Below are 26,116 nucleotides of genomic sequence, written 5' to 3'. Positions count from 1 at the left end.
ATGTTTACGATGGTACAAAAGCTTTGGCTTACAGTAGTATGTGCAGTATGTGTAACAGTTTCCTTTCTTTATTTTGTATCTTTATACTCATATGAAAAGTTATACGTTGATAATTTAAAAGATTCATTAGTAATGGAAGGGAAACGTCTTGCCACGCAATATGATAAACGTGAAGGAGTATCCACTTTTGAAGAGAAAGTAAGGGCATATGATCAAATATCTAGTTCAGATGTCCTTTTCGTATACAATCCGCGTGATTTAAGCGCATGTTTGCCTTTTGATGTTCACCATCATTCTCTTATAAGTGAAGGGGATAGACAGGCGCTATTAGATGGGAAAACAGTGACAAAGATAGGGTATGAAGAACATTTTGATCGTAATATTATGGGTGTTGTCATCCCTGTTTTAGATAATAAAAAATTAGTTGGTATTGTATACTCTTATATTCCTTTAAAAAGTATAAAAGACTTAATATTTGATATGGGTCTTATTTTAGCGCCGTTAGCACTTGCAATGATTTTAATTACAATATGGATTGGTAGAAAAATTATTATCGCCATTACGAGACCGCTTTCGCAAATGGAACGAGTTGCAAATCATTTGGCTACTGGAGATTTCTCAGAGCGGATTACAATTTCTTCAGAAGATGAAATTGGACGATTGGGAAAAGCCTTTAATAAAATGGCAAATTCCTTAGAAACAGAAGATGTAAAGCGTAAGGAATTTTTAGCTAATGTTTCGCATGAACTTAGAACACCGCTTAGTTATATTAAAGGATATAGTGAAGCTATTTTAGACGGTGTAGCGAAGGGGCCGCAGCAGGAAAAAGTAACGCAACTTATTCATAAAGAAGCAGGTCGCATGCAGCGCCTCGTTCATGATTTATTAGATCTAGCGCAGCTAGAAGGTGAACACTTTCCCTTAAAGAAACAACCTATCGTTTTTTCACAGCTTATTGAAGATGTACTAAATACGTACGAGTTACAGTTTGTAGAAAAAAACCTTCGTATTTCAACGAATTTAAATCCTGAAATTATCGTAATGATTGATGAGGATCGTATGCAACAAGTACTTCATAATGTATTAGATAATGCGATACGTTATACAAATCAAAACGGGGATATCATAATAACATTAAAGCAAATCGATGATTATTGTGAATTGCACATAAAAGATACAGGAATAGGTATTGATAGAGAGCATTTAGAAAATCTGGGGGAACGCTTTTACCGAGTAGATAAAGCGAGAAGTCGTCAACACGGTGGAACAGGTTTAGGTCTTGCAATTGTAAGGCAAATTGTTCATATACATGACGGTGAGTGGAGAATAGAAAGTGAAAAAGGTAAGGGCACGACAGTTAGTATTAAATTAAAAGCACAAGATGAGGAGAGCATATTCTAACTTTTGGAATATGCTCTTCATATTGAAGGTAAATAGTTACGCGTAAATGTATTAATTAATATCAAACAAATATCAAAAATTTGACTATTTTATGAACAAAACATTTGTACTTCTTACTAATTCGTTCTAAAATAGTTATGGATGCTAAGTTCTTATAAAACGTTACAATTGTTGTTTGGAAGATACTGAGGTGATTTAACTGGAGTACAAATCTATTAAACCGAAAAAAATTTACGAAGAAGTATCTGAAGCTATTTTAACAATGATTAAAAATGGTACGTTAAAACCTGGTGACAAACTACTTCCTGTTCATCAATTAGCTGAGCAGTTTCAAGTTGGCAGATCTGCTGTTCGTGAAGCGCTAAGTGCGCTAAGAGCAATGGGCTTAATTGAAATGAAACAAGGAGAAGGTACATATGTAAGGAATTTCGATCCTTCTTCATTAACAAAATCACTAAATAACAAGTTATTAATGAAGAAAGAGGATATTTTGAATTTATTAGAAGTACGGAAGGTGCTCGAAGTGGGGGCAGTTCGAGCGGCAGCGGCAAAACGTACGGAAGCTAATTTGCAAAATATGAAGCAGTGGTTAGATGAAATGGCAAAGAGCATTGGAGATGAGAAGGCTGGCGAAAAAGCAGACTTTCATTTTCACATGGGAATTGCAGAATCTTCGCATAATAACATCTTGCTTGAGCTCATGAATCATGTTTCAGAGATGATTGCTGAAACGATTGGTGAATCAAGACGCATTATTTTATATGGTGAACAAACAACATCAGAACGACTTTTAGAAGAGCATCAATCTATATATGATGCGGTGTTAAAGCAAGATGTGGAATTAGCGCAGCAAGCGATGCTAGATCATTTAACAAATGTAGAACATATTGTCACAGGTAAAAGCGATATAAATTCGTAATTTAATCTTTTAAAAATCTAATTTTCTGATAAAATAGAGAGATTAAGTAAGCGTTTTCTTTAGAAGAGGGAGAGGATAGGCCATGGTTGAGCCTACTTCTTCTAATCTTAGTCATCTGATGACCATATGATTTTTGGCGGAGTTGTAATGAGGGGGAATTATAGTTATGAAAGTTACTTTATTTGTTACTTGTTTAGTCGATATGTTTGAAACAAACGTCGGTAAAGCAACAGTTGAAGTATTGGAGCGTTTAGGTTGTGAAATTGAATTTCCAGAAGCACAAGTTTGTTGTGGTCAGCCTGCTTATAATAGCGGCCATGTAGAAGCAGCAAAAGAAGCGATGAAACATATGATTGAAACTTTCGAAGATGCAGAATATATCGTTACGCCATCTGGATCTTGTGCGACAATGTTTCATGAGTATCCGCATGTTTTTAAAGATGATCCGAAGTGGGCTAAACGTGCACAAAAGGTTGCTGATAAAACATATGAATTTACACAATTTATTGTAGATGTTTTAAAAGTTACAGATGTTGGTGCAAGTTTACCAGGGATAGCTACTATTCATAAATCTTGTCATATGACACGCCTGCTTGGAGTAAAAGAGGCACCAGGAATTTTATTATCAAGCGTAAAAGGATTAATTGTGAGAGAACTGCCGAACGTGCAAAATTGTTGTGGGTTTGGGGGAACGTTTTCAGTTAAGATGACTCCAATTTCTGAGCAAATGGTAGATGAAAAAGTAGATAGTGTAATGGAAACAGGTGCTGATTATTTAATCGGTGCAGATTGTGGGTGTTTGTTAAACATTGGCGGACGTATTGAGCGTTTAGGAAAAGAAGTAAAAGTAATGCATATTGCTGAGGTCTTGAATAGTCGCTCATGAAGGGGGAACATAAGCTATGTCTATGAAAATCAGTGAGAAAAAATTTAATGATCGCGTTGGCGATGGAATTCAAGATTCGTTTATGCGCGGAGCGGTATCTTCTGCACAAACGCGTTTATATACAAATCGATTAAAAGCAGCTGACGAGTTGGGAAACTGGGAAGAGTGGCGTGAACTAGGTGAACAAATTCGTCAACATACGTTAGAAAATCTTGATTATTATTTAATGCAGTTAAGTGAAAATGTATCAAAAAGAGGCGGTCACGTTTACTTTGCGAAAACGAAAGAGGATGCAGCAAAGTATATTCAAGACGTTGCAAAAAAGAAACAAGCGAAGAAAGTTGTAAAATCAAAATCAATGGTAACTGAAGAAATTAGTATGAATCATGCCCTTGAAGAGATTGGTTGTGAAGTGTTAGAGAGTGACTTAGGAGAGTATATCTTGCAAGTAGATAACGACCCACCATCACATATTATTGCGCCTGCACTTCATAAAAACAGAACGCAAATTCGTGATGTATTTAAAGAAAAACTTGGATATGAAAATTCTGATGATCCATACGAAATGACAAAGTTTGTTCGTAAACAACTTCGTGAGAAATTTATGGATGCAGAAATTGGTGTGACAGGTTGTAACTTCGCTGTTGCAAATACTGGCTCTCTTTGTTTAGTGACGAACGAAGGTAATGCCGATCTTGTCATGTCGATTCCGAAAACACAAATTGCAGTAATGGGTATGGAACGTATGGTTCCGACAATGGAAGAATTAGATGTTTTAGTTGGTTTACTATGTCGTAGTGCGGTAGGTCAAAAATTAACAAGTTATGTAACAGTAGCAGGACCAATTCAAGAGGAAGAGGTAGATGGACCGGAAGAGTTTCATTTAGTCGTTGTTGATAATGGCCGCTCTCAAATTCTTGGATCGGAATTCCGTTCAATATTGCAATGTATTCGTTGTGCCGCTTGTGTTAACGTATGTCCCGTATATCGTCACGTTGGTGGACATTCGTATGGATCTATTTATTCAGGACCAATCGGTGCGGTATTAACACCACTTTTAGGTGGGTATGACGATTACAAAGAGCTTCCTTATGCATCTAGTTTATGCGGAGCATGTACAGAAGCTTGTCCAGTAAAAATTCCATTACATGATTTATTATTAAAACATCGTCAAGTCATCGTTGAGCAAGAAGGTCGTGCCCCACTTGCAGAAAAATTAGCAATGAAAATGTTTAGTATGGGTGCTTCTTCAGCAGCTTTATATAAAATGGGATCGAAAATGGCACCGGCAGCAATGAGTCCATTTACATCTGGTAACCGTGTATCAAAAGGTGTTGGACCACTTAAAAACTGGACGGATATTCGTGAATTCCCAGCTCCAAGTAAAGAACGATTCCGTGATTGGTATAAAGATCATAAGAAAGGCGGGGACAAATAATGACAGGATTAATTCAAAACCGTGAGTCCTTTCTAGATAATATCGCAAAAGAACTTGGGCGCGCGCGTAAAACAGAAGGCGTAGAACGTCCAGCATGGAAAAGTAATGTGAATGTAGAAACGTTAAAAGATTATTCACAAGAAGAATTGTTAGAAGTATTTAAAAAGCAATGTACAAACATTCATACAACTGTTGTGGAAACGACAAACGACCGCTTACGTGAAGATATTCAAAAAATAATCGTTGAAAACGGTGGAGGACCTATTATATTATCAGCAGATGAACGTTTTGATTCCTATGGATTGACTTCTTTATTTAAAGAAGAGCTTCCAAAGCAAAATGTTGAGGTAAATGTATGGGATCCTGAGAAAAAAGAAGAGAATATGCGTATAGCGGAAAAAGCGAATATCGGTATTGCATTTAGTGATTATACTTTAGCTGAATCTGGTACGATTGTTGTACAAAGTCATAAAGGACAAGGGCGTTCTTTACACTTTTTACCGACTGTATACTTTGCTATTATTCCACGTGAAACACTTGTACCTCGTATTACGCAAGCAGTTCAGGATATGAACTCACGTGTGGAAAAAGGTGAAGCAGTCGCATCTTGTATTAACTTTATTACAGGACCAAGTAACTCTGCGGATATTGAAATGAATCTTGTTGTCGGAGTACACGGGCCGTTAAAAGCAGTATATTTCATCGTATAAAATAGGGGAAAGCAGGCCGGAAAACGGCCTGCTTTTTTAATAGAATAAAGATAATATGAAGTAGAAGTTCTCTCCTTTTTTTGTTATGTTCTTTTGGAAAGGAGAGGAAGGGATGTTCACTTATTTATATGCATTGTTAATAGGTATGGTGTTTGGTTCTTTTTTTATGGTGATTGCGATGAGAGTTCCAGTAGGGGAATCTATTATTACACCGCGTTCGTACTGTCATTACTGCAAGTATACGTTACAGCCGAAAGAACTTATTCCAATCATTTCATTTTGTATACAAAAAGGGCGTTGTACGAATTGTAAGAGCAAAATCTCAAGTTTGTACATAGTATTTGAATTTGTTACAGGCAGTTTATTTTTTCTTACTGTATATGTAATAGGAATGGAAAGAGAGCTCATCATCATTTTATCGCTTTTTTCGTTACTTCTAATTATTTCAGTTACAGATTTAGTATATATGTTAATACCTAATCGTATTTTAATTTGGTTTGCACTTTTGCTTATTTTAGAATGTATTTTTGTACCGTTAGTTACTTGGATAGATAGTTTAGCTGGTAGTGGAACTATATTCATTTTGTTATATTGCATGCAAAAGATATATCCAGAAGGGCTTGGTGGAGGGGATATAAAATTACTTTCGCTGCTTGGATTTATAGTGGGACTGAAAGGGATTTTTATGATTTTATTTTTAGCATCTTGCTTTAGCCTTTGTTTCTTTGGAGCTGGTATAGTATTAAAACGTATGAAAAAGAGGAGCCAAATTCCGTTTGGTCCTTTTATTAGTCTTGGAGCAATATGTTACATGCTGGTCACGTATACAAAATAGAGAGGGGATAGAACATGAATGTATATATGGATGATCAAAGAAGTTGTCCATACGGGTATGTACTCGCCACTACAGTAGAATGTGCTTTGCAAATGGTTCGGGATTATGATGTAAATATTCTTTCCCTTGATTTTAATATGGGATGGGGAGAAAAAAGTGGGTTAGATTTCGTAGAAGCTTTCTGCAACGAAGGTTTATATGTTAATGAAATTCACCTTCATACAAATGATGTCATCGGTATGCATCAGATGAAAAAGAGCATAGAGAGAGGGAAGGAAAACGGGGAAATTAATCCTTATATTGCCTTGAAATATGTAGGGAGCTAAAAACTCCAAAGTAAAACTTTGGAGTTTTTAATGTTTCATATGTGCTTGTAAAGGAATAATTTCCTCCGTTTGAGCTCCAACTAATTGAGTTTTCTCTTGTTCAACAACAGGTGCTTTCTTTGTTAAGTAATGATATACCATACCGACAAATACGGATCCGCCAATAATGTTACCGATTGTAACTGGAATTAAGTTATGAATAGCGCCCGCAAAAGAAATTGTCTCAGGATGTGGTGATACTAAAGATAAAGCAAACAGTGATAAGTTTGCAATGCTATGCTCATAACCAGATAAAAAGAAAGTGAAAACGAGCATCATCATCATTAATATTTTTGCTGTGTCACCTTTCACTTGAGAAGGTAAGAAGCAGGCAAGACATACGAGCCAGTTACATAAAATCGCTTTAAAGAATAATTGCATTGTAGGTGTATTCATCTTTCCTTCAACAACTTTATTCATTAAATGACTGTGATCAATTGCTTCGAAAATTCCAGTTGCGTAAAATAGTAAGGCAAAGAATAAAGCGCCAGCTAAGTTACCTGCATAACAAGCAACCCAGTTACGAAGTGTATCAGAAATCGTTGTTTCTTTTCTTAAAGTTGCCACTGTGAAGTACATCGTATTGCCAGTAAATAATTCAGCGCCGCCATATATAATAAGTACGAGAGCAATTCCGAAAAACATGGAGGAAGCTAAATATGTTGCTGGTGAATCTGCAATATGAAAAAAGTTACCTAATTTAAAACATAGTACAATAATAAAACCGATATAAATGCCCGCAAGTGCAGCACGAATGAAATATTGCATTGGATTTATATCTAGCATTTGTTTTTTGCTCTTAGCCAGTTTTACAACGTAATCTAATCCTTGTTCTAGCATGAGTAATACGCTCCTTTAATACATCGTCTATAAATACTCCTTATATGAATAAGGTACATGGATTTGTTCATAGTTTCAATAAGTTTGTGCAATATTTCACAAAAAGGACATACATCTAGAAAGGAAGCGTTTACAAAAGGTAGTATAATGGAATTTTTTCTAAAAATAGAGAGGGGAATTGAAACGAGAAAAAAGAAAAAGCGCTGTAATTACAGCGCTTTTTCGTCTAAATTCTTTTCTACTTTTACTTCTACTTCTTTCGAGAAGAACCAACCGCAAACTGCGATTCCAACTAATACAATCCAGAATGTAAGCTTCCACGGAGTGGATTCTGGGAATGAATGCGGAAGGACATTTAAAGCAGGGTGTGCTAGCGTATAAACTGTTAATTTTACACCAACCCAACCTACAATTAAAAATGCTGCAGTTTCAAGTCCTGGTTTACGTTTTAATATTTGTACGAAAGCAGTTGCTGCAAATCGCATTATAACTAATCCGATAAGTCCACCTGTAAAGATAACGATAAATTGACCTGTATCAAGACTACCAATCGTACCTAATCCTGTTTTCGGTAAAGTCACTGCTAATGCAACAGCAGCTAAAATTGAATCAACTGCGAAGGCGATATCAGCAACTTCGACTTTAAATACAGTCCACCAAAAGTTCTCTTGTTTTTTCTTTGCTTCTTTTTCTTCTGTTTCTTCATGTGTATTCTTTTTAACATACGTTTTAAATAAGTGATTCCCCGCGATAAACATAAGATAAATCGCACCAATTGCTTGCACTTGCCATACATCTACTAGGAACGAAATCATAAATAGTGATCCGAAGCGGAAAACGAACGCTCCTGCTAATCCATAAAATAGTGCTTTCTTTCGTTTTTCTTCTGGTAAATGTTTTACCATAATTGCGAGAACGAGAGCGTTATCAGCCGCTAAAATCCCCTCTAGTGCAATTAGGATGAGTAATACCCAACCATACTCCAATAATAATGATACATCCATGTACATTCTCCTCTCATTTCTATAAAGACTAAACAAGTGAAGAAGTTCCCCACTGTTTAGTTTCCCCATACTCCTGCGTATCAACGGTGGAAGGAATTTGAAAACAAAAAAGACCTCTGCCGTTGATAGGCAAAGGTCTTGCTAGACATATGTAATGAAAATGCCAACAAAGCCGGAAGAACTAAGTTCTACGTAATGACGACTTTGTTTCCAAGAAATAGTTCTTGGACGCTACTCCCCTTTGGAGATATGCTATTGTACTCTCATTATATGGATAATTTATACGGTTGTCAACCTGTTAAAATATCTTCGTTGGGATATTTTATTTTTCTTTGTTTTTTACGTGCAAATGAAAAGGCTAATGTTAAAGGCCCCATCTTTCCAAAAAACATCATAAAGATAATAATTGTTTTGCCGATAATTGTTAAGTGTGGCGTCAAATTCATGCTAAGGCCGACAGTTCCAAATGCTGAAAATACTTCAAAAGCACTCATTAATAAAGGAACCTTCTCAGTGATGCTTAAAATTAAAATGGAAAGAAAAATAAACGAAATTGAAATAATAGTAATCGTTAATGATTTGACAATGAGCGTATCTTTAATGGATTTTTTAAACACGACAATATCATCTTGTTCTTGCAAAAATTTAAATACGCCGAAAAACATAATCAAAAAAGTCGTTAATTTAATCCCACCACCAGTTGAAGCACTGCCAGCACCAATAAACATAAGAAGCATCATTAATAAAAGTGAAGGTTTTGATAATGCAGAGATATCAACAGTATTAAACCCGGCAGTACGTGTTGAAACCGCTTGAAAATAAGCAGCCATACCTTCTTCAAATGGTGTAAAACCTCTCATGGAAATTGAATTATGGAACTCAAATATAAAGATAAAAGCTGTAGCAATAATATTGACGATTAGAGTAGAAGAGAGCATAAGCTTTGAGTGCAAAGTAAGGTTTTTAAAGTTTTTCTTTCTTTTTATATCTACGATAACCGTAAAACCAATCCCACCTAAAATAATGAGGGAAGAAATAACGAGATTGACGAGAATGCTATGGGAGTGCGACATTAAATTATCGCTCCACACAGAAAACCCAGCATTGTTAAAGGCTGAGATAGAATGAAAAAAGCTATAATATATACCTTTGGCAACCCCGTATTTTGGTACCCATTCAAAAGAGAGAAGTAAAGTAGCGATACATTCTACAGTAAAAGAAAATAAAAATAATGCTTTTGCAAGACGAATGATTCCGCCGACATTTGTTTGATTTAATGCTTGTTGTAATAAAATCCGGTTTTGAAGGCCGATTTTTCTACCGAGCATAATTGCGATTAAAACAGCAAAGCTCATAATGCCAAGCCCGCCAACTTGTATAAGTGTTAAAATGACACATTGGCCAAATAAGGTAAATACTTTACCAGTGTCCACAACACCAAGCCCTGTAACCGTACAAGCAGAAACCGTTGTAAATAAAGCATCGAGCCATGAAATAGACGTTGTTGTAGCAATTGGCAATTTCAATAGGCCTGTACCGATAATTGATAGCATAATAAAAGATACAGTAAGAACACGGGGAGGACTCATGCTAATGTTAATCCGTTTCATTTCACATATCGTTCCTTTCGATTTGCTCTTACTAGTATGTGAAGAAGCACTATTATGTATGTTAAAAAAGAAAGAGGCAGAGAATATCTGCCTCTAAGCCATAGGTTATATAGTTATCCGCGTAATTGTTGTTGAGCTAAAGCAACAAGACGTTTCGTTACTTCACCACCAACTGATCCGTTAGAACGAGATGCTGTATTAGATCCTAAGCTTACACCGAATTCTTGTGCGATTTCATATTTGAATTGTTCAAGTGCTTGCTCTGCACCCGGAACTAGTAATTTGTTTGTTTTCACCATGTTGATACACATCCTTAAAGAGTAATCCAGTTTAGCTAAGTGCTATCTGGTAATGTTATTTTATGTGTAAACGACGTACTCATACACGGAAGTAAACGGTGTGATTAGAAGTTCTTGGATAGAAAAAAGAGTAGCAAATTTGCTACTCTTTTTTCAGTATTGTCGCTGTACCTTCTACGACAATATCATCAGATTGATTATATATGTTTGTTTGCAATGTGATAATTTTTTTATCGTCCCGTTTTTTAATAACTTCTGCCACAACGCGAAGTGTATCACCGATTTTGACAGGAGCACGGAATGAAACGTTTTGTGATAAATAAATCGTATTTTTGCCAGGAAGTTTCGTTCCAAGAATGGTAGAAATAAAACTTGAAACGAGCATGCCATGGGCAATACGTTCTTTGAACATTGTCGTTTTTGCAAAAGAGTCTAGAATGTGAATAGGATTTACATCTCCAGTCAATTTTGCAAAATTGATAACGTCCTCATCCGTAATTTTTTTTGTAAGTGATGCTTGATCACCGACTTGAATCTCATCGTAACGAAGCTCCGGAACAGTTTGTGCTTCTTGAAATGGATTCATTTTGTCCTCCTTCTTTTCCATATCGAAAAATGTAAGCCATCTTGATGTAGTAGGAGGAAGAAAGAGTTTTGTTTGTGCTGCAGTTAGTTGCCACATTTTTCTTACTTGATGGAAGTAAATAGATTTTTTGAGTTTTCCTCGAACTGCTTTGCGAGTTCTAGTTGTTTGGACTTGAACTCTCCCAAAAAAACTTCTAACTGTTTTTGAACCTCTTCACGTTGCGACTGTTGTTGTTCGATAAAGTGTTTTGTTGTTTCTTCAAATTGGCCGCTAGTTTGAGTAAGAATAGACAAAGATGTTTTCGTAGGCGAAACAGTAAGTTGGTGCATTTGATTAGAAAGCTCATTCCACTTTTCTTGCCACTCGTTAATTTGATCATTTAAGGAGTTTCCAGTTAATTGCTTCACATAGTCTGTATATTGGTTATTGAACTGAGCAGTGAATTGGTGTAGTTCTTTTTCTAGTTCATCTACTCCTGATGTTAATTTATGCAAAGCGTCTTGTTGTTGTTTTAACGTTTCTAAAGTAAGTTGCTCTAATTGTTTCCCAGCTGAAGAGAAGAGGGAAAGAGATTGAGACCAGTTTTTCCAAAATGCATCGACTAATTCGTATGGCTTAGTTTCCATTGTTTGACCTCCAAATGTTTTTTTGCATATTGTGAACGCAGATTACTCTGCTGTACCACCAGGTGAAGATGAAGAATCCTTTTCATCCTTTTCTGGAGAAGTAGAAAATGGAAAGAATGCATTGGTGTATAACGTGAAAAACGTCCGCAACATATTTTGATAATGTTCAAAAGAAGTCGCACATGTTGTTAAATATTGCTCTCCATATTCTGTTAAAGAATAAATTCGTTTCGCTGGCCCGCCTTCGCTTGTATCCCAAGTAGAAGAAATAAGATTTTCTTTTTCTAATTTGCGTAGTGTCCTATACACATTACCTTGGTCAACAGAAGAAAAGCCGATGTCCATTAGCATTTGAATAAGTTTGTAACCATGAAGACTCCAGTCTTTTAGACAGAGAAGTAAGAAAGGAACTAAGAAGTTTTTTGGCATGGAGTTTGGTTGTTTCGCTTGGTTTTTTTCCAAACTTTCTGGGTGTTCTGGTTCATTATGTAGCATGATTGTACATCACCTCATGAATCAGTTAGATGGAATTTTTTGCTTATAAGTGCAATTTACACCTATCTGTTTTTAATGTCAATACATTTGTTAGAAAATAAAGAAAAATAAAATATATACTTGAAGTTTTATTCGGAATATTAGAAAATAGTGAATAGGTTGAATTGTTTCAAAAACGAAAAAGGGAGTGTAGTCGAAGTGATTGATCAAAAATTCGATCCATTGCAAGCATGGAAAAATGCTTATGAACAAACCGAAACATTTTGGGGAAAAGCGCTCAATGAAACAATTAAAACAGAAGAATATTCTGCTTGGATGGGCAGCGTTCTAGATTTGAATTTGTTTTATCAAAAAGCATTAAATGATACGACAAAAAATTATTTAGAACAGGTGAATGTGCCGACGAGAGAGGATATCGCTAGAGTAGCTACGCTTGTTATTAACTTAGAAAATAAAGTTGATAACATCGAGGAAATTCTAGAAGAGAAAGTGGATTCATTAGGACAAGCTCCTACATTAAAGCGTGATGTTACGAAAGTAAAACAAGATATGCGCACGTTAGAAACGAAAGTTGATCAAATTTTAGAATTGCTAGAAAAGCAAAATGCAGTACTAGCTAAACTACAAGTACCTGTAAAAGAAGAAGTAAAGCCTGTAAATAAGCCAGAAAATAAAAAATGATAATGGCGTTTGTTTATAACGTGTAAAAGAGGGAGGGAGAATCTCTTTTCATGTATAAACAACGAAACATAATTAATATATGGACTCAATTAGTATGAGTACCAAAATGATTCATAACAATCGTTCACAAATTCATTTAAGGGGGAAAAGAAATGGTTCAATTAAATGGCAAAGTAGCAATCGTAACAGGTGGGGCAAAAGGAATTGGAAAAGCAATCACAGTAGCATTAGCACAAGAGGGAGCAAAAGTAGTTATTAACTATAACAGCAGTAAAGAAGCAGCTGAAAACTTAGTAAATGAATTAGGAAAAGAAGGACATGACGTTTATGCAGTTCAAGCGGATGTTTCTAAAGTAGAAGATGCAAACAGACTTGTAGAAGAAGCTGTGAATCATTTTGGTCAAGTTGATATTCTTGTTAATAATGCTGGTATTACAAGAGATCGTACATTCAAGAAGTTAAATCGTGAAGATTGGGAGCGCGTAATTGACGTGAACTTAAGCAGTGTATTTAATACGACAAGCGCGGTACTTCCATACATATCGGAAGCAGAAGAAGGAAGAATCATTAGTATTTCTTCTATTATTGGCCAAGCTGGTGGATTTGGACAAACAAACTACTCAGCAGCAAAAGCAGGTATGCTAGGATTTACAAAATCATTAGCGTTAGAACTTGCAAGAACAAATGTAACTGTAAACGCAATTTGCCCAGGATTTATTGATACTGAAATGGTAGCAGAAGTACCAGAAGAAGTGCGTCAAAAAATCGTTGCGAAAATCCCGAAAAAACGTTTTGGTCAAGCTGATGAAATTGCAAAAGGTGTAGTATATCTATGCCGTGACGGTGCGTATATCACAGGTCAGCAATTAAACATTAACGGCGGATTATACATGTAATGAAGTAAGAAAAAAGTGCATATCCATAGCAGGAATGCACTTCTTTTTTTAGAAAGAAATTGACCAAAAAGGAGATAGGAAAAATGACTACATTCGTAACGGAATGGGAAAAGCAATTGGAGTTGTACCCAGAAGAATATCGTAAAGCATATCGCCGTGTGAAAAGAGCGAGCGAAGTTTTATTACGCGAACCAGAACCACAAGTTGGTTTAACACCGAAAGAGGTTATTTGGACGAAGAATAAAACGAAGCTGTATCGTTACATTCCAAAACAAGAAAAAACCCAGAGAGTTCCAATCTTATTAATATACGCTCTTATTAATAAACCGTATATTATGGATTTAACTCCAGGAAATAGTTTAGTGGAATATTTAGTAGATCGTGGTTTTGATGTGTATATGCTTGATTGGGGCACATTCGGTTTAGAAGATAGTCATTTGAAGTTTGATGATTTCGTGTTCGATTATATTGCAAAAGCAGTGAAAAAAGTAATGAGAACTGCAAAATCGGACGAGATTTCTTTACTTGGTTATTGCATGGGTGGAACGTTAACATCTATTTATGCAGCGCTTCATCCGGACATGCCAATTCGTAACTTGATTTTTATGACAAGTCCTTTTGATTTCTCTGAAACAGGATTATACGGTCCTTTATTAGATGAGAAATATTTCAATTTAGATAAAGCGGTTGATACATTCGGAAATATTCCGCCAGAAATGATTGATTTCGGAAATAAGATGTTAAAACCAATTACAAACTTTGTCGGTCCATATGTTGCTTTAGTCGATCGTTCAGAAAATGAGCGCTTCGTCGAAAGTTGGAAATTAGTTCAAAAGTGGGTAGGCGATGGTATTCCGTTCCCAGGTGAATCGTATAGACAATGGATTCGTGATTTTTATCAAAATAATAAATTAGTGAAGGGTGAACTCGTTATTCGCGGACAAAAGGTAGACCTTGCAAATATTAAGGCGAATGTCTTAAATATTTCTGCGAAACGTGATCACATTGCTCTGCCATGTCAAGTAGAAGCTTTACTTGATCATATTTCTAGCACAGATAAACAGTATGTATGTTTACCGACAGGACATATGTCTATCGTGTATGGTGGAACGGCTGTAAAGCAAACATATCCGACGGTTGGAAATTGGCTGGAAGAGCGTTCTAATTAAAGAGAAGAAATCCAACTAGCGTATGTTAGTTGGATTTTTTTATGGAAAATGACGAAACATAGAAAGGAGAAAATTACATTGTAGGAGTATAATTATGAAGCTTATGACTGGTAAGTTGTTTTGGAATGCTGGAGTTTCTGTACCTTGTTATCCAACGTTAGAAAATGATATGATATGTGATGTACTAGTAATTGGAAGTGGAGAAGCAGGTGCTCATATAGCGTATTCGTTAGCTAAAATTGGAATGCGTGTTATGCTCATTGAAAAAAGAGCAATTGCATGTGGTAGCACAGCTGCAAATACAGGATTATTACAATTTGTTCATGATAAATCGTTAACCTCTCTTATTCATACATTTGGTGAAGAGAAAGGGGTACGAGCATATAGACTTTGTTATGAAGCGCTGCAAACAATGGAGAAGGTTGTGCCAACTCTCGATATTGATCCCCATTTTATTCCGCGAAATAGTTTGTATTATGCAAGTAGAGATGAGGATGTTTCATTTTTACAAGAAGAATATAATACGTTACGCCATTATGGATTTCCGGTTGAATATTTTACAGAGTCTGATATTAAGAAACGTTATTCATTTGCAAAACAAGCAGCGTTATATACAAGCGGTGATGCAGAAGTGAATCCGTATTTATTAGCGCATAGTCTTTTGCATAAAGCGAAACAAATGGGCGCTACTATATACGAACATACAGAGGCATTACATATTAAACAAATCCAAAATGATTTAATTTGTTACACGAATACAGGAAATAAAATAGTAGCAAAGAATATTATTATGGCGACAGGTTATGAAGCAATTTTTGGAAAGAAAGAAAAAAATACAACAGTAGAAACGTCTTATGCCGTTGTGACAAATAAGATAGATTATTTTGAAGGCTGGCATGAGCAATCGTTAATTTGGGAAACAGCACGTCCGTATTTGTATAGTCGAACGTATCAAAACCGCATTGTTATAGGCGGATTAGATGAGGCGCTGAAAATTCAAAAAATCGGCGATACGAAATTATTGCATAAGCGTGATCTTCTTATTAACATTGTAAAAGAAATGTTCCCGCAGTATAAAAATATACGGGCAGAGTACTATTGGGCAGCAGCATTTGGTGGCAGTCATGACGGTCTTCCTATTTTAAAAGAAGATAAAAAAATACATAATTTATATTACGCACTGCCGTATGGGGGAAATGGAACTGTATACGGAATGGTATTTGCGAAACTATTTCAGCAGTTATTTACAAATGAAGAAAGTGATGATTTTTCTTTATTTAATCGATAGAAAAAAGGTAGCGAAGTGATGGAATGAGAGATATAAAAAAGTTTTTACAAAAGTTACGTCCCGTACAACTTATCGTTGTATTTTATTTACTAGCAGTAGTCGTATCGGTAATTTTGCTTAGTTTACCATTTGTTACGAAGCCTGAAGTGAAATGGACATTTATCGATGCACTATTTACATCTGTTAGTGCGGTAAGTGTTACGGGACTGTCTGTTGTTACGATTTCAGATACGTTTACAACGGCAGGAATTATTGCTTTAGCCCTTATTTTACAATTAGGCGGATTAGGAATTATGGCGCTTGGTACATTCGTCTGGATTATAACGGGGAAAAAGATTGGTTTGCAAAGAAGAAGATTAATTATGGCAGACCATAACCAAGGGAATTTATCGGGCCTTGTAGAATTGATGCGTTCTATTTTAATTGTAATTATTTCGATAGAACTCATTGGAGCAATACTGTTAGGTACAAGGTTCTTACTATATTTCCCGACTTGGCAAGAAGCTTATTTTCACGGTTTCTTTGCCGCTGTGAGCGCAACAACGAACGGAGGATTTGATTTAACAGGACAATCACTTATTCCGTACAAAAAAGATTATATTGTTCAAATGATTCATATGTTGCTTATTATTTTAGGAGCTATCGGTTTCCCAGTGTTAATGGAAGTAAAACAATTCCTTAGTAAAAGACGACAACAACTATTTCGCTTTTCGTTATTTACAAAATTGACGACAACGACATTTTTTGTACTCGTTATTGTTGGAACAATTATGATTTTTCTATTGGAACGAAATCATTTTTTAGTAGGAAAGTCATGGCATGAAACTGTATTTTATACATTATTCCAATCTGTGACGACGCGAAGTGGAGGACTGGCTACAATGGACATACGTGAATTATCACAACCAACGCTTTTATTTATGAGTATATTAATGTTCATTGGGGCATCTCCAAGTTCAGTTGGGGGCGGAATACGTACAACAACATTTGCAGTTAGTATATTATCGTTATATACATTTGCAAGAGGCGGGAGAACAGTCCGAGTTTTCAAACGTCAGCTACATGAAGAGGACGTGTTGAAAGCATCTGTCGTTATGACGATGGGGATTTTATTATGTGCCTCAGCGCTATTCATTTTATCTATTACGGAAAATGTACCGCTTATGAGCTTAATCGTTGAAGTTTGTTCTGCTTTCGGGACGACGGGACTATCAACAGGTGTTACTCCTGATTTAACAACTGTTGGTAAACTTGTACTTATTGTACTTATGTTTATCGGACGCGTCGGTATTTTGACATTTATTTTAGCTAGTGGCGGAAGAGAGCAACCGCCTCGCTATAAATATCCGAAAGAGAGAATTATTATTGGATAGTATGAAACCATTCTACCTGCGTTAGGTAGAATGGTTTTTTAGTCGTTAATTCCGAATTGGGGATGCATAAAAGCATCATTTTTATTATCAACTTCGTTTTTAAGTAATTCTTGATTTTCTTCTGCAATCCATCCGATATCATTTGTAGGATGGATCCATTCTTCCCCAGCCATAATAGCAGGATCTACCTCATCACTCCAATTATTAAGAGGACTGTTAGTGGAATCGTATTTACTGTCTCCAATTACAACATCATATTGATTTATAAAAGGTTGTTGCATCTTTTTGCCTGTGCCTTTAAAAGAAGGAAAGTTCATTTGATGAGGGAGCGTCTCGTCTAAAATTGGCGATTGTATCGTTTCTTTTTCTTTCAAAGTAATCGCTCCTTTTTGTAATGGCTTGTTCGTATGTAGTATTTCCATCTATAAGCTCTTATGTACTTGTTAACACTTCCCAGTAATAATTACTGTAAGTTGTTTCAAACTAGAATAGAAAGTTATTTCGTGAGAGCAGGTGAATATGTTGGTAAAAAGAAAAGTAAAACAAAATGCAGCAATTAATAATAATAAAACTCCGAAAGAAAGCTTACCAGATGCAGAATTTGCATTAGAGTATGAAGGAGAAAATAGTGCGAAGTATGCAAATCGTAATTCAAAAAAAGGTAAACAAAAATGAGGCGTTTTTTACAAACGCCTCATTTTTTTGTGGGATTATAAAGGTTTTTTTAATTATTTGTAAATTTCACGTTTGATATTAGCAGAAAAATGCGAAAAAACATAGAAGTAGCAACGTATTACACAAAAACAAACAACAAACAAAAGATTAATGTTGGTTTAATACTGCTTTTACACTAGTTGTTTATATTAGAGTTGTACATAAGATTTGTAAAAGGAGAGAGAGACAGTGAAAAAAACAATCTTTAAAGCTGTAGCAACTGGAATGGTATTTTCGTTATTAATGGGGTGTGGTGCAAAGAAAGAAGAAAGTGCTGGAGCAAAAGTAAAAGATGATAAATTATCTGGATCATTAACTGTTTACACAGCGATTGAAGAAGAGCTTGTACCGATTTATCTTGATTCTTTTAAACAGAAGTACCCAGACGTGAAGTTGAACATTGTTCGTGATTCAACAGGAGTTATTACAGCGAAATTGCTAGCTGAAGGAAAAAATACACAAGCAGATGTTGTATGGGGAACTGCAGCGTCTAGTCTATTAGCTTTAGAGAAAAAAGATATGTTAAAAGGATACTCTCCAAAAGGAGCAGATCGTGTCCTTTCGCAATTTAAAGACGATAAGAAACCAGAAAAATGGGTAGGAAATACTGCATTTATGACGGGGATTGCTGTAAATAAAGAAGAATTGAAGAAGAAAAATTTACCGATGCCAGAATCATATGAAGATTTAACGAAACCAGAATATAAAGGAACGCTAGTTATGCCGCATCCGGCTTCTTCTGGAACAGGATTTTTAACAGTTTCTGCATGGCTACAAATTATGGGAGAAGATAAGGGCTGGGATTACATGAAGAAACTTCATGATAATATGGCAACTTATACTCATTCAGGTTCAAAACCAGCGAAATTAGCAGGCGCAGGTGAATATCCAGTTGGTGTATCAATGGTTTATAGTGCTTTGAAAGAGAAACAAAAAGGTGCACCAGTTGAAGTTGTACTGCCGAAAGAAGGATTAGGCTGGGAAGTAGAAGCGAACGCACTTATTAAAAAAGATAATGCTAAAAATGATAAATTAGCGCAAGCATTTTTAGATTGGGCAATTACAGATGATGTAATGAAGTTATACTTCGAGAAAAATGGATTTGCGACAATTAAAAATGATTATAAACTTCCAGATGGATTCCCTAAAGATGTGACAGAAAAGTTATATAAAAAGAATGACTTTAAATGGGCAGCAGAAAATCGTGACAAAATTTTAGAAAAATGGGAAAAAGAGTTTGGCCAAAAAGCAGAACCGAAAAAGTAAGTGAGTGGGAGAGAGAAAAATGAGCGAATATTTATCAATTCAACACATCCAAAAACAGTTTGATGCATTTACAGCGTTAAAGGATATTTCTTTTACTGTGAAAAAAAATGAGTTTGTTTGTTTATTAGGCCCAAGTGGTTGTGGGAAAACGACATTGCTCCGAATTTTAGCGGGGCTAGAAGAGGCAACAACAGGTAGTATTGCTGTGAATGGAAAAGATATTACAGCATTACCACCTGGAAAGAGGAACTTCGGAATGGTTTTTCAATCGTATGCATTATTTCCGAATTTAACTGCACTTGAAAACATTGAATACGGCTTAAAAACAAAAAAATATGGAAAAGCAGAAGTAAAAGAAAAAGCGCTATCGGCGTTAGAACTTGTTGATTTGCTGAATGTAAAAGATAAATATCCTGCTCAAATGTCTGGTGGACAACAGCAGCGAGTAGCACTTGCACGTGCGCTCGCTCTGTCTCCCGATATTTTGTTACTTGATGAGCCGTTATCTGCTTTAGATGCAAAAGTGCGTGAAAAGTTGCGCAGAGAAATGCGTGATTTGCAAGAAAAAGTGGGAGTAACAACTATTATGGTAACGCATGATCAAGAAGAGGCATTAACGATGGCTGATAAAATTGTTGTAATGAATCATGCGGAAATTATGCAGATTGGAACACCAGAGGAGATTTATCAAAGACCAGCCAATCCGTTTGTGGCAGATTTTATTGGTTCTATTAATTTCTTTTCGAAAAATAACGAAGAACATGCGATTCGTCCTGAACATGTAACAGTTGTACAAAATAATGGTATTAAAACAGTTGTAGAAAGCATGGAATTTCGCGGTTCTGTATACCGGATGGAAGTGCGGGTCATAGAAGAGAAAACACACCTTTATAATGAGAAAATTGTAGTGGATATATTGGCATCAGAAGTAGAGGAAACTGCTATTAGAAAAGGAAAGCCAATTCAAATCTCTTTCTCAGAAAATCATATGTTGTCATATGGAAAGAAGGTCATTGTATAGATGGAGATGTTAGAAAACTTTAAGGCAGAAAGTACAAAAAAAAAGATTAAGAGACGTATCGGTAAAGAAGAGTGGATACAAAGACTATTAATTATTGGTATGCTTCTTTCATTTTTTATCATGCTTGTATTGCCTTTATTACAACTGTTTACACAAGCCTTTTATGATAAAGATGGAGCTTTTGTTGGTGTTGCGAATTTCAGTAAATATTTCACAACACCAACGCTAGTTCAATCACTACAAAATACGATATGGATTTCGGGCGCTACAACAATTATTTCGGTTACACTCGCTTTCGCTTACGCATATGCGATCGCTCGTACAAATGTTTTTGGAAAGCGCGTATTTCAATACATAGCATTATTACCATTATTCGCACCAACGATGATGCACGGTATTGCGCTTACATATTTATTTGGTAATCAAGGGTTAATAACAAAAGGAATGTTTGGTTTATTTGAAGGAATACAAATACCGTTATACGGACCAGTAGGAATTGTAATGGCTGAAGTTATGTATACATTTCCGCAAGCATTCCTTATTTTATTAATTGCTCTCCAAGGTTCTGATTATCGTTTATATGAAGCTTCTAATATGTTGGGTGCAAGTAAAGTGAAACAGTTTTTTACGGTTACTTTACCTAGTGTGAAATACGGATTAATTAGTGCGATGTTCGTTGTATTTACACTTAGTTTCACTGATTTTGGGGCACCTAAAATTGTTGGAGGACAATATAACGTACTTGCTACTGACGTATATAAGCAAGTAATTGGACAGCAAAATATGTCCATGGGCGCAACTGTCGGAATGATTTTATTGATCCCAGCTATTTTCGCATTTGCAGTTGATCGTATTACGCAAAGAAAACAGGCGAATCTCTTATCTTCAAAAGCAGTACCTTACAGAATAATAAATAATAAGAAAAGAGATGTTATTTCATTCGTATATTGTAGCATAGTCACGTTTATGATCATTCTTTTATTTGTGGCAGTTGGTATTGCTGCAAGTGTGAAAGTATGGCCATATAATATGAGTTTTACACTTGAGCATTTTAATTTTTCAAGTTTGACAGGAGACGGAATTGAAGCATTTAAAAATAGTGTAATTGTCTCAGCTATTACGGCAGTTATCGGGGCGATTTTAACATTTGTGTTCGCTTATGCGATTGAAAAAATAGAACAGCTACAGTTTTTCAGAAAAGTAGGCTACTTTTTCTCTATTGTACCGTTAGCGATTCCTGGATTAGTACTTGGATTAGGATATGTCTTTTTCTTTAGTCAACCAACAATTCAAATTCTAGGACTTTCAGTAACAAATCCGTTTCATTCCTTATATGGCACAATTGCTGTTTTAGTATTAGTAAATATCATTCATTTTTACTCTGTAACGTTTGTTACCGCAACGACTGCTTTAAAGAAACTAGACCGAGAGTTTGAACTTGTTTCACAGTCGATGAGCGTACCGTTTTATAAAACTTTCTTTCGAGTAACAGTACCGATGTGTTTACCAGCTATTTTAGAAATGGTTATGTACTATTTCGTAAATTCAATGGTGACTGTATCGGCAGTAGTGTTCTTATATGCGGCTGATTTTAAACTAGCTGCTGTATCAATTGTAAATATGGACGATGCAGGAAATGTAGCACCAGCAGCTGCAATGAGTGTACTTATTGTTGTTACAAATATTGTAGTGAGGGTTGTATATGAATGGGGAACGAAAGCACTTCGTAACCGAACGTCACAATGGCAAAAAAGATAAGTAAGAAAGGTGATGGATAGAATGAAAATTGAAGCAGTTATTTTTGATTGGGCAGGTACGACAGTTGATTACGGATGTTTTGCACCATTAGAAGTATTCATGAAGATTTTTCATAAACGCGGTGTTGAAATTACAGCAGAAGAAGCTCGCAAACCAATGGGGTTATTGAAGATTGATCATATTAGGGTATTAACGGAAATGCCCCGTATTTCGAATGAGTGGAAGCATGTCTTCGGACAATTACCAACAGAAGAAGATATTCATGAGATGTATGAAGAGTTTGAAGAAATTCTCTTTGCTATTTTACCGTACTATGCCACGCCAATTGATGGGGTAAAAGAAGTGGTTTCTTCACTACGTGAAAGAGGTATTAAAATTGGATCAACAACTGGTTATACGAGAGAAATGATGGACATTGTTGCAAAAGAAGCAGAAATACAAGGGTATAAACCTGATTTTCTTGTGACGCCAAATGATGTTCCAGCAGGTCGTCCATATCCGTGGATGTGTTATAAAAATGCGATGGAACTCTGTGTATACCCAATGAATCATATGATAAAAATTGGAGACACCGTGTCAGATATGAAAGAGGGAAGAAATGCTGGAATGTGGACAGTTGGTGTAATCCTCGGTAGTAGTGAGCTCGGTTTAACGGAAGAGGAAGTTGAGAATATGGATCCGTTAGAGCTTCGTGAAAAAATAGAAGTAGTTCGTAATCGTTTCATTGAAAATGGGGCTCATTTTACAATTGAAACGATGCAGGAGCTCGAAAACGTAATTGAACATATCGAGAAACAAGAACTTATTATTTCATAAAGGGGGGCACACGATCATGAATGAAAATCACTATTTATTATTAACACCAGGACCATTAACGACAACAAAAACTGTAAAAGAAGTTATGTTATACGATTGGTGTACGTGGGATGTTGAATATAACACGATGGTGCAAGATGTAAGAAATAGGCTTGTATCGTTAGCGACAAAGGAAGAAGAAAAGTACACAACAGTTTTAATGCAAGGAAGCGGTACGTTTTCGGTTGAAGCAGTAATTGGTTCTGTTATTCCTAGAAAAGGAAAGCTGCTAGTTTGTACAAATGGTGCGTATGGTAAGCGTATTGTACAAATGGCAGAGATGTTACATATAGATGTGGTGGTCAGTCAAACAGAAGAGTGGGAGCCTACTAATATTGCAGAAGTAGAACAGTTATTACAACAAGATAAAGAGATTACGCATATTGTAGTTGTTCATTGTGAAACAACTACAGGTATTATTAATCCAATTGTAGACGTATGTAAATTGGGAAAACAATATGGAAAAGTTACACTGGTTGACGCAATGAGTAGTTTCGGTGGTATTGAAATAGATATCGCTGAGTTGCAAATTGACTTTCTAATTAGTAGTGCGAATAAATGTATTCAAGGTGTTCCCGGATTCGGTTTTGTCATCGCAAATCGTGATGAACTATTGAAATGTAAAGGGCAAGCTCGTTCTTTATCATTAGATTTATATGATCAGTGGGAAACGATGGAAGAGCAAAATGGGAAATGGCGCTTTACTTCACCTACACATGTTGTACATGCTTTTTATCAGGCATTGCTTGAATTAGAAGAAGAAGGCGGGGTAAGAGCCCGTTACAATCGATATTATAGCAATCAAAAACTGCTAGTGCACAAAATGAAAGAAATGGGCTTTAAGCCATTAGTAGATGAAAAATATCAATCTCCTATTATTACATCTTTCATTTATCCAGAAGCAGGATTTGAATTTTTGCAGCTATATAATGAATTAAAGCGATATGGATTTGTTATTTATCCAGGTAAAATTTCGAAAGTAGATACGTTCCGCATTGGAAATATCGGTGATGTACATGAAGACGATATTAATCGCTTAGTTGATAGTATTGCTAAAGGGGTTGTTATAGGGTGAAAGTATTTTGCTTAGGTGGAGCAGGTAAAATTTGTCGTGAAGCAATTTTAGATTTAGTTCAATTTTCATCTTTTGAGACGATTACGGTAGCCGATTTTAATGAAGAGGAAGGCCGAAAAGTAGTAGAGTGGTTAAATGATCCTCGTGTTGATTTTGTGAAAGTCGATGTGACAAATCATGAGGATACGGTCGCAAAAATGAAGGGCTATAACATTGTAATGGATGGTACGACGATAAAGTTAAATGGATTGTCTACTCGCTGTATCGCAGATGCCGGTTGTCACGGTGTGAACTTAAATGGATTTGGTGAAGAAAATGAATCCCACTCTAAATTTGTCCAACATGGAACAACATGTTTACCTGGATTTGGTATGACACCAGGTGTAACGCAAATGATGGCCATGTATGCAGCAAATCAGTTAGATACTGTAGAGTCAGTTCGAGTAAGTCATGGCTCGTATCGTCCAATTGCTTTTTCTGCATCAATTACAGAGACAACGACATATGAATATGATCCACATTTGCCGACGCGTACAGTGTATGAGGAAGATGAATTTAAGCAAGTACCTCCGTTTGCGCGCCCGAGAGAAATTGAATTACCAGCGCCTTACGGAAAAACAATGCAGTATATAATCCCGCATTCAGAAACGATTACGTTAGCGAAGGCACTGGAAGATAAAGGTGTACAGCTTATTGAAACAAGAGGAACTTGGCCAGAGCAAAATATGCAGCTCGTTCGTGCTTTATATGATTATGGTATATTGCGTAATGATCAAATTGAAATAAACGGTAAAGAAATTGGTATTATGGATTGTATTTCGAAGTATCTATTAAAATCGAAAGAAGGACAAGCAACAGAGCTTTATGGTTATGCACTTCATGTAGAAGTAGTAGGTATGAAAAATAATCAAAAACAAAGGCATGTGTTATACCATACGCATCCGCTATCTGACGGTTCTGTAGTAGGTTGGGAGAAATTAAGGGCCTATACAAGAAATGTTGGTATCCCATTTGGAATCGCTACAGAGTTAATTGCAAAAGGAGTAGTTAATAAAGTCGGTGTTATTACTCCTGAAGAAGCTTTCGAAAATCCACAAATTATTTTTGACGAACTAGAAAAGCGCGGTATTTATATTCATGAAGAGATTTTCACTGAAAAAGAAAATTATAACTTTGTATAAGTAAGACAGTTTATGAGGTAGATATAAATGGGGTGAGGCTATGTCTGTAGTAGGTGAAGAGAGAAAGAGGACAATTCTTGAGAAGGTAGAGTTTAAAGGAAAAGTAAAAGTTTCAGAATTAGCGAGAGAGTTCGCAGTATCAACAGAGACGATTCGTCGGTATTTAGAAGAATTAGATCGTGAAAAAAAATTGAAGAAAGTGTACGGTGGAGCCGTTCAACTTCCGGGAGCTGGGATAGAGGCACCGATGTTAGAACGAGAGATGCTGCATATAGAAGAGAAGAAAAGAATTGGGTATAAAGCAGCAACGTTTGTGGAAGATGGAGATGTTATTGCGATTGATGATGGAAGTACACCACTTCAAATGGTGCCATATCTTGTTCATCGTAAAAATTTAACGATTGTAACAAGTTCATTTCCAGTAGCAACACAATTAATTTCTTCTATTAATAAAAAGATGTTTCACGGTGAAGTTTTATTTATAGGCGGGAAAGTATCTCCAAAACATTCACGTGTGTCGGGGTCTATTTCACAGCAAGTAATTCATCAATTTCATTTTCATAAAGCATTCGTTTCGATTGATGGGTTGTTGCAAGGTTTTGGGGTTTCTAGCTTTGAATTAGAAAAGGCGAAACTGTCAGAAGCGATGATGAAATTAGCTGAGAAAACGTATATTTTATGCGATCATACAAAGGTAGGCGTAAAAGGGAACTACCGAATAGCAGGATTTTCTCGTATTCAACATATTATTTGTGATAAGAAAATGCCCTATAGTTTTGAAGAAGAAGTCAAAAAGCATAATATTCAATGGACAGTTTGCTAAAT

The 26,116-nt window shown here is 35.9% G+C and carries 28 protein-coding genes and 1 riboswitch; of the genes, 20 read left to right on the top strand and 8 right to left on the bottom strand.

All coding sequences use genetic code 11. The features are described 5' to 3' along the window. From NSS74_RS17260 to NSS74_RS17230, 7 genes are all read left to right on the top strand, one after another. Positions 1–1,401 carry a sensor histidine kinase gene (locus tag NSS74_RS17260; protein ID WP_002011591.1) on the top strand — a complete coding sequence of 467 codons (1,401 nt, stop codon included), beginning with the start codon at positions 1–3 and terminating at the stop codon, positions 1,399–1,401. A gap of 229 nt (positions 1,402–1,630) precedes the next feature. Beyond that, positions 1,631–2,320: a FadR/GntR family transcriptional regulator gene (locus NSS74_RS17255; protein ID WP_201053587.1), complete on the top strand. Its 690-nt coding sequence runs from the start codon at positions 1,631–1,633 to the stop codon at positions 2,318–2,320. Positions 2,321–2,486: 166 nt separating this feature from the next. Continuing rightward, entirely contained in the window at positions 2,487–3,206 is a 720-nt protein-coding gene (locus tag NSS74_RS17250; RefSeq protein WP_002011587.1) for a (Fe-S)-binding protein, read from the top strand. Positions 3,207–3,222: 16 nt separating this feature from the next. Beyond that, positions 3,223–4,644: a LutB/LldF family L-lactate oxidation iron-sulfur protein gene (locus tag NSS74_RS17245; protein WP_002011586.1), complete on the top strand. Its 1,422-nt coding sequence runs from the start codon at positions 3,223–3,225 to the stop codon at positions 4,642–4,644. Then, positions 4,644–5,354, top strand: a complete 711-nt coding sequence (locus NSS74_RS17240; protein ID WP_215588848.1) for a LutC/YkgG family protein — start codon at positions 4,644–4,646, stop codon at positions 5,352–5,354. The genes NSS74_RS17245 and NSS74_RS17240 overlap by 1 nt, the downstream gene beginning before the upstream one ends. A gap of 112 nt (positions 5,355–5,466) precedes the next feature. Further along, positions 5,467–6,189, top strand: coding sequence for a prepilin peptidase (locus NSS74_RS17235; RefSeq protein WP_340814001.1), 723 nt, complete (start codon positions 5,467–5,469; stop codon positions 6,187–6,189). A 14-nt stretch (positions 6,190–6,203) separates the two neighbouring features. Continuing rightward, a complete protein-coding gene (locus NSS74_RS17230) occupies positions 6,204–6,515 on the top strand; it encodes a cyclic-phosphate processing receiver domain-containing protein (RefSeq protein ID WP_002140920.1) in 312 nt (103 codons plus the stop codon). Positions 6,516–6,542: 27 nt separating this feature from the next. On the opposite strand, the gene NSS74_RS17225 is transcribed toward NSS74_RS17230, so the two are convergent. The 7 genes from NSS74_RS17225 to phaQ all read right to left on the bottom strand — a co-directional run bounded on the left by NSS74_RS17225 (position 6,543) and on the right by phaQ (position 12,014). Then, positions 6,543–7,394, bottom strand: coding sequence for a formate/nitrite transporter family protein (locus tag NSS74_RS17225; protein ID WP_002011581.1), 852 nt, complete (start codon positions 7,392–7,394; stop codon positions 6,543–6,545). 209 nt (positions 7,395–7,603) lie between these two features. After that, entirely contained in the window at positions 7,604–8,398 is a 795-nt protein-coding gene (locus tag NSS74_RS17220) for a TerC family protein (RefSeq protein WP_002011580.1), read from the bottom strand. A gap of 79 nt (positions 8,399–8,477) precedes the next feature. Continuing rightward, positions 8,478–8,650, bottom strand: a riboswitch (yybP-ykoY riboswitch). 38 nt (positions 8,651–8,688) lie between these two features. Continuing rightward, a complete protein-coding gene (locus tag NSS74_RS17215) occupies positions 8,689–10,008 on the bottom strand; it encodes a TrkH family potassium uptake protein (RefSeq protein ID WP_002140922.1) in 1,320 nt (439 codons plus the stop codon). A gap of 113 nt (positions 10,009–10,121) precedes the next feature. After that, on the bottom strand, positions 10,122–10,307 hold the full coding sequence (locus tag NSS74_RS17210; protein ID WP_000241212.1) for an alpha/beta-type small acid-soluble spore protein: 186 nt from the start codon (positions 10,305–10,307) through the stop codon (positions 10,122–10,124). Between the two features lie 142 nt (positions 10,308–10,449). Then, a complete protein-coding gene (locus NSS74_RS17205) occupies positions 10,450–10,893 on the bottom strand; it encodes a MaoC family dehydratase (protein ID WP_001067911.1) in 444 nt (147 codons plus the stop codon). Positions 10,894–10,994: 101 nt separating this feature from the next. Then, positions 10,995–11,519 carry a polyhydroxyalkanoic acid inclusion protein PhaP gene (phaP, locus tag NSS74_RS17200; RefSeq protein ID WP_002011575.1) on the bottom strand — a complete coding sequence of 175 codons (525 nt, stop codon included), beginning with the start codon at positions 11,517–11,519 and terminating at the stop codon, positions 10,995–10,997. A gap of 42 nt (positions 11,520–11,561) precedes the next feature. Further along, positions 11,562–12,014: a poly-beta-hydroxybutyrate-responsive repressor gene (gene phaQ / locus NSS74_RS17195; RefSeq protein WP_000903018.1), complete on the bottom strand. Its 453-nt coding sequence runs from the start codon at positions 12,012–12,014 to the stop codon at positions 11,562–11,564. Positions 12,015–12,212: 198 nt separating this feature from the next. Between phaQ and phaR the strand changes: the two genes are divergently transcribed. From phaR to NSS74_RS17170, 5 genes are all read left to right on the top strand, one after another. Further along, positions 12,213–12,695: a polyhydroxyalkanoic acid synthase subunit PhaR gene (gene phaR / locus NSS74_RS17190; protein WP_000566956.1), complete on the top strand. Its 483-nt coding sequence runs from the start codon at positions 12,213–12,215 to the stop codon at positions 12,693–12,695. Between the two features lie 152 nt (positions 12,696–12,847). Continuing rightward, positions 12,848–13,591: an acetoacetyl-CoA reductase gene (locus NSS74_RS17185; protein WP_002030515.1), complete on the top strand. Its 744-nt coding sequence runs from the start codon at positions 12,848–12,850 to the stop codon at positions 13,589–13,591. 83 nt (positions 13,592–13,674) lie between these two features. Beyond that, entirely contained in the window at positions 13,675–14,760 is a 1,086-nt protein-coding gene (gene phaC / locus NSS74_RS17180) for a class III poly(R)-hydroxyalkanoic acid synthase subunit PhaC (RefSeq protein ID WP_000206840.1), read from the top strand. Between the two features lie 94 nt (positions 14,761–14,854). Then, on the top strand, positions 14,855–16,048 hold the full coding sequence (locus NSS74_RS17175) for an NAD(P)/FAD-dependent oxidoreductase (RefSeq protein WP_002030511.1): 1,194 nt from the start codon (positions 14,855–14,857) through the stop codon (positions 16,046–16,048). Positions 16,049–16,071: 23 nt separating this feature from the next. Then, positions 16,072–17,421 carry a TrkH family potassium uptake protein gene (locus tag NSS74_RS17170; protein ID WP_002140924.1) on the top strand — a complete coding sequence of 450 codons (1,350 nt, stop codon included), beginning with the start codon at positions 16,072–16,074 and terminating at the stop codon, positions 17,419–17,421. Between the two features lie 38 nt (positions 17,422–17,459). On the opposite strand, the gene NSS74_RS17165 is transcribed toward NSS74_RS17170, so the two are convergent. Continuing rightward, complete coding sequence (locus tag NSS74_RS17165) at positions 17,460–17,843, bottom strand: DUF3905 domain-containing protein (protein ID WP_002011568.1); 384 nt, start codon at positions 17,841–17,843, stop codon at positions 17,460–17,462. Between the two features lie 97 nt (positions 17,844–17,940). On the opposite strand from NSS74_RS17165, the gene NSS74_RS17160 reads away from it, so the two are divergent. The 8 genes from NSS74_RS17160 to NSS74_RS17125 all read left to right on the top strand — a co-directional run bounded on the left by NSS74_RS17160 (position 17,941) and on the right by NSS74_RS17125 (position 26,114). Beyond that, positions 17,941–18,096, top strand: a complete 156-nt coding sequence (locus tag NSS74_RS17160) for a hypothetical protein (RefSeq protein ID WP_002011566.1) — start codon at positions 17,941–17,943, stop codon at positions 18,094–18,096. Between the two features lie 228 nt (positions 18,097–18,324). Beyond that, on the top strand, positions 18,325–19,401 hold the full coding sequence (locus NSS74_RS17155) for a putative 2-aminoethylphosphonate ABC transporter substrate-binding protein (protein ID WP_002030507.1): 1,077 nt from the start codon (positions 18,325–18,327) through the stop codon (positions 19,399–19,401). A gap of 19 nt (positions 19,402–19,420) precedes the next feature. Beyond that, positions 19,421–20,422 (top strand): putative 2-aminoethylphosphonate ABC transporter ATP-binding protein, encoded by a 1,002-nt coding sequence (locus NSS74_RS17150; RefSeq protein WP_002140926.1) that lies wholly within the window; start codon positions 19,421–19,423, stop codon positions 20,420–20,422. After that, positions 20,423–22,180, top strand: coding sequence for a putative 2-aminoethylphosphonate ABC transporter permease subunit (locus NSS74_RS17145; protein ID WP_002126162.1), 1,758 nt, complete (start codon positions 20,423–20,425; stop codon positions 22,178–22,180). Positions 22,181–22,201: 21 nt separating this feature from the next. Further along, positions 22,202–22,996, top strand: a complete 795-nt coding sequence (gene phnX / locus NSS74_RS17140) for a phosphonoacetaldehyde hydrolase (protein WP_002140928.1) — start codon at positions 22,202–22,204, stop codon at positions 22,994–22,996. Positions 22,997–23,012: 16 nt separating this feature from the next. Further along, positions 23,013–24,110, top strand: coding sequence for a 2-aminoethylphosphonate--pyruvate transaminase (phnW, locus tag NSS74_RS17135; RefSeq protein WP_002140929.1), 1,098 nt, complete (start codon positions 23,013–23,015; stop codon positions 24,108–24,110). After that, positions 24,107–25,291, top strand: coding sequence for a saccharopine dehydrogenase family protein (locus NSS74_RS17130; RefSeq protein ID WP_002140930.1), 1,185 nt, complete (start codon positions 24,107–24,109; stop codon positions 25,289–25,291). Before phnW ends, NSS74_RS17130 begins: the two co-directional genes overlap by 4 nt. A 40-nt stretch (positions 25,292–25,331) precedes the next feature. Further along, positions 25,332–26,114, top strand: a complete 783-nt coding sequence (locus NSS74_RS17125) for a DeoR/GlpR family DNA-binding transcription regulator (protein WP_002030497.1) — start codon at positions 25,332–25,334, stop codon at positions 26,112–26,114. Positions 26,115–26,116: the final 2 nt, after the last annotated feature.

Origin of the sequence: Bacillus sp. FSL E2-8868, from assembly GCF_038005505.1 — a bacterium.
Lineage (GTDB): Bacteria > Bacillota > Bacilli > Bacillales > Bacillaceae_G > Bacillus_A > Bacillus_A mycoides.
Note: the sequence above shows the minus strand (reverse complement) of the source record. Positions and strands in the feature narration are given on the sequence as shown.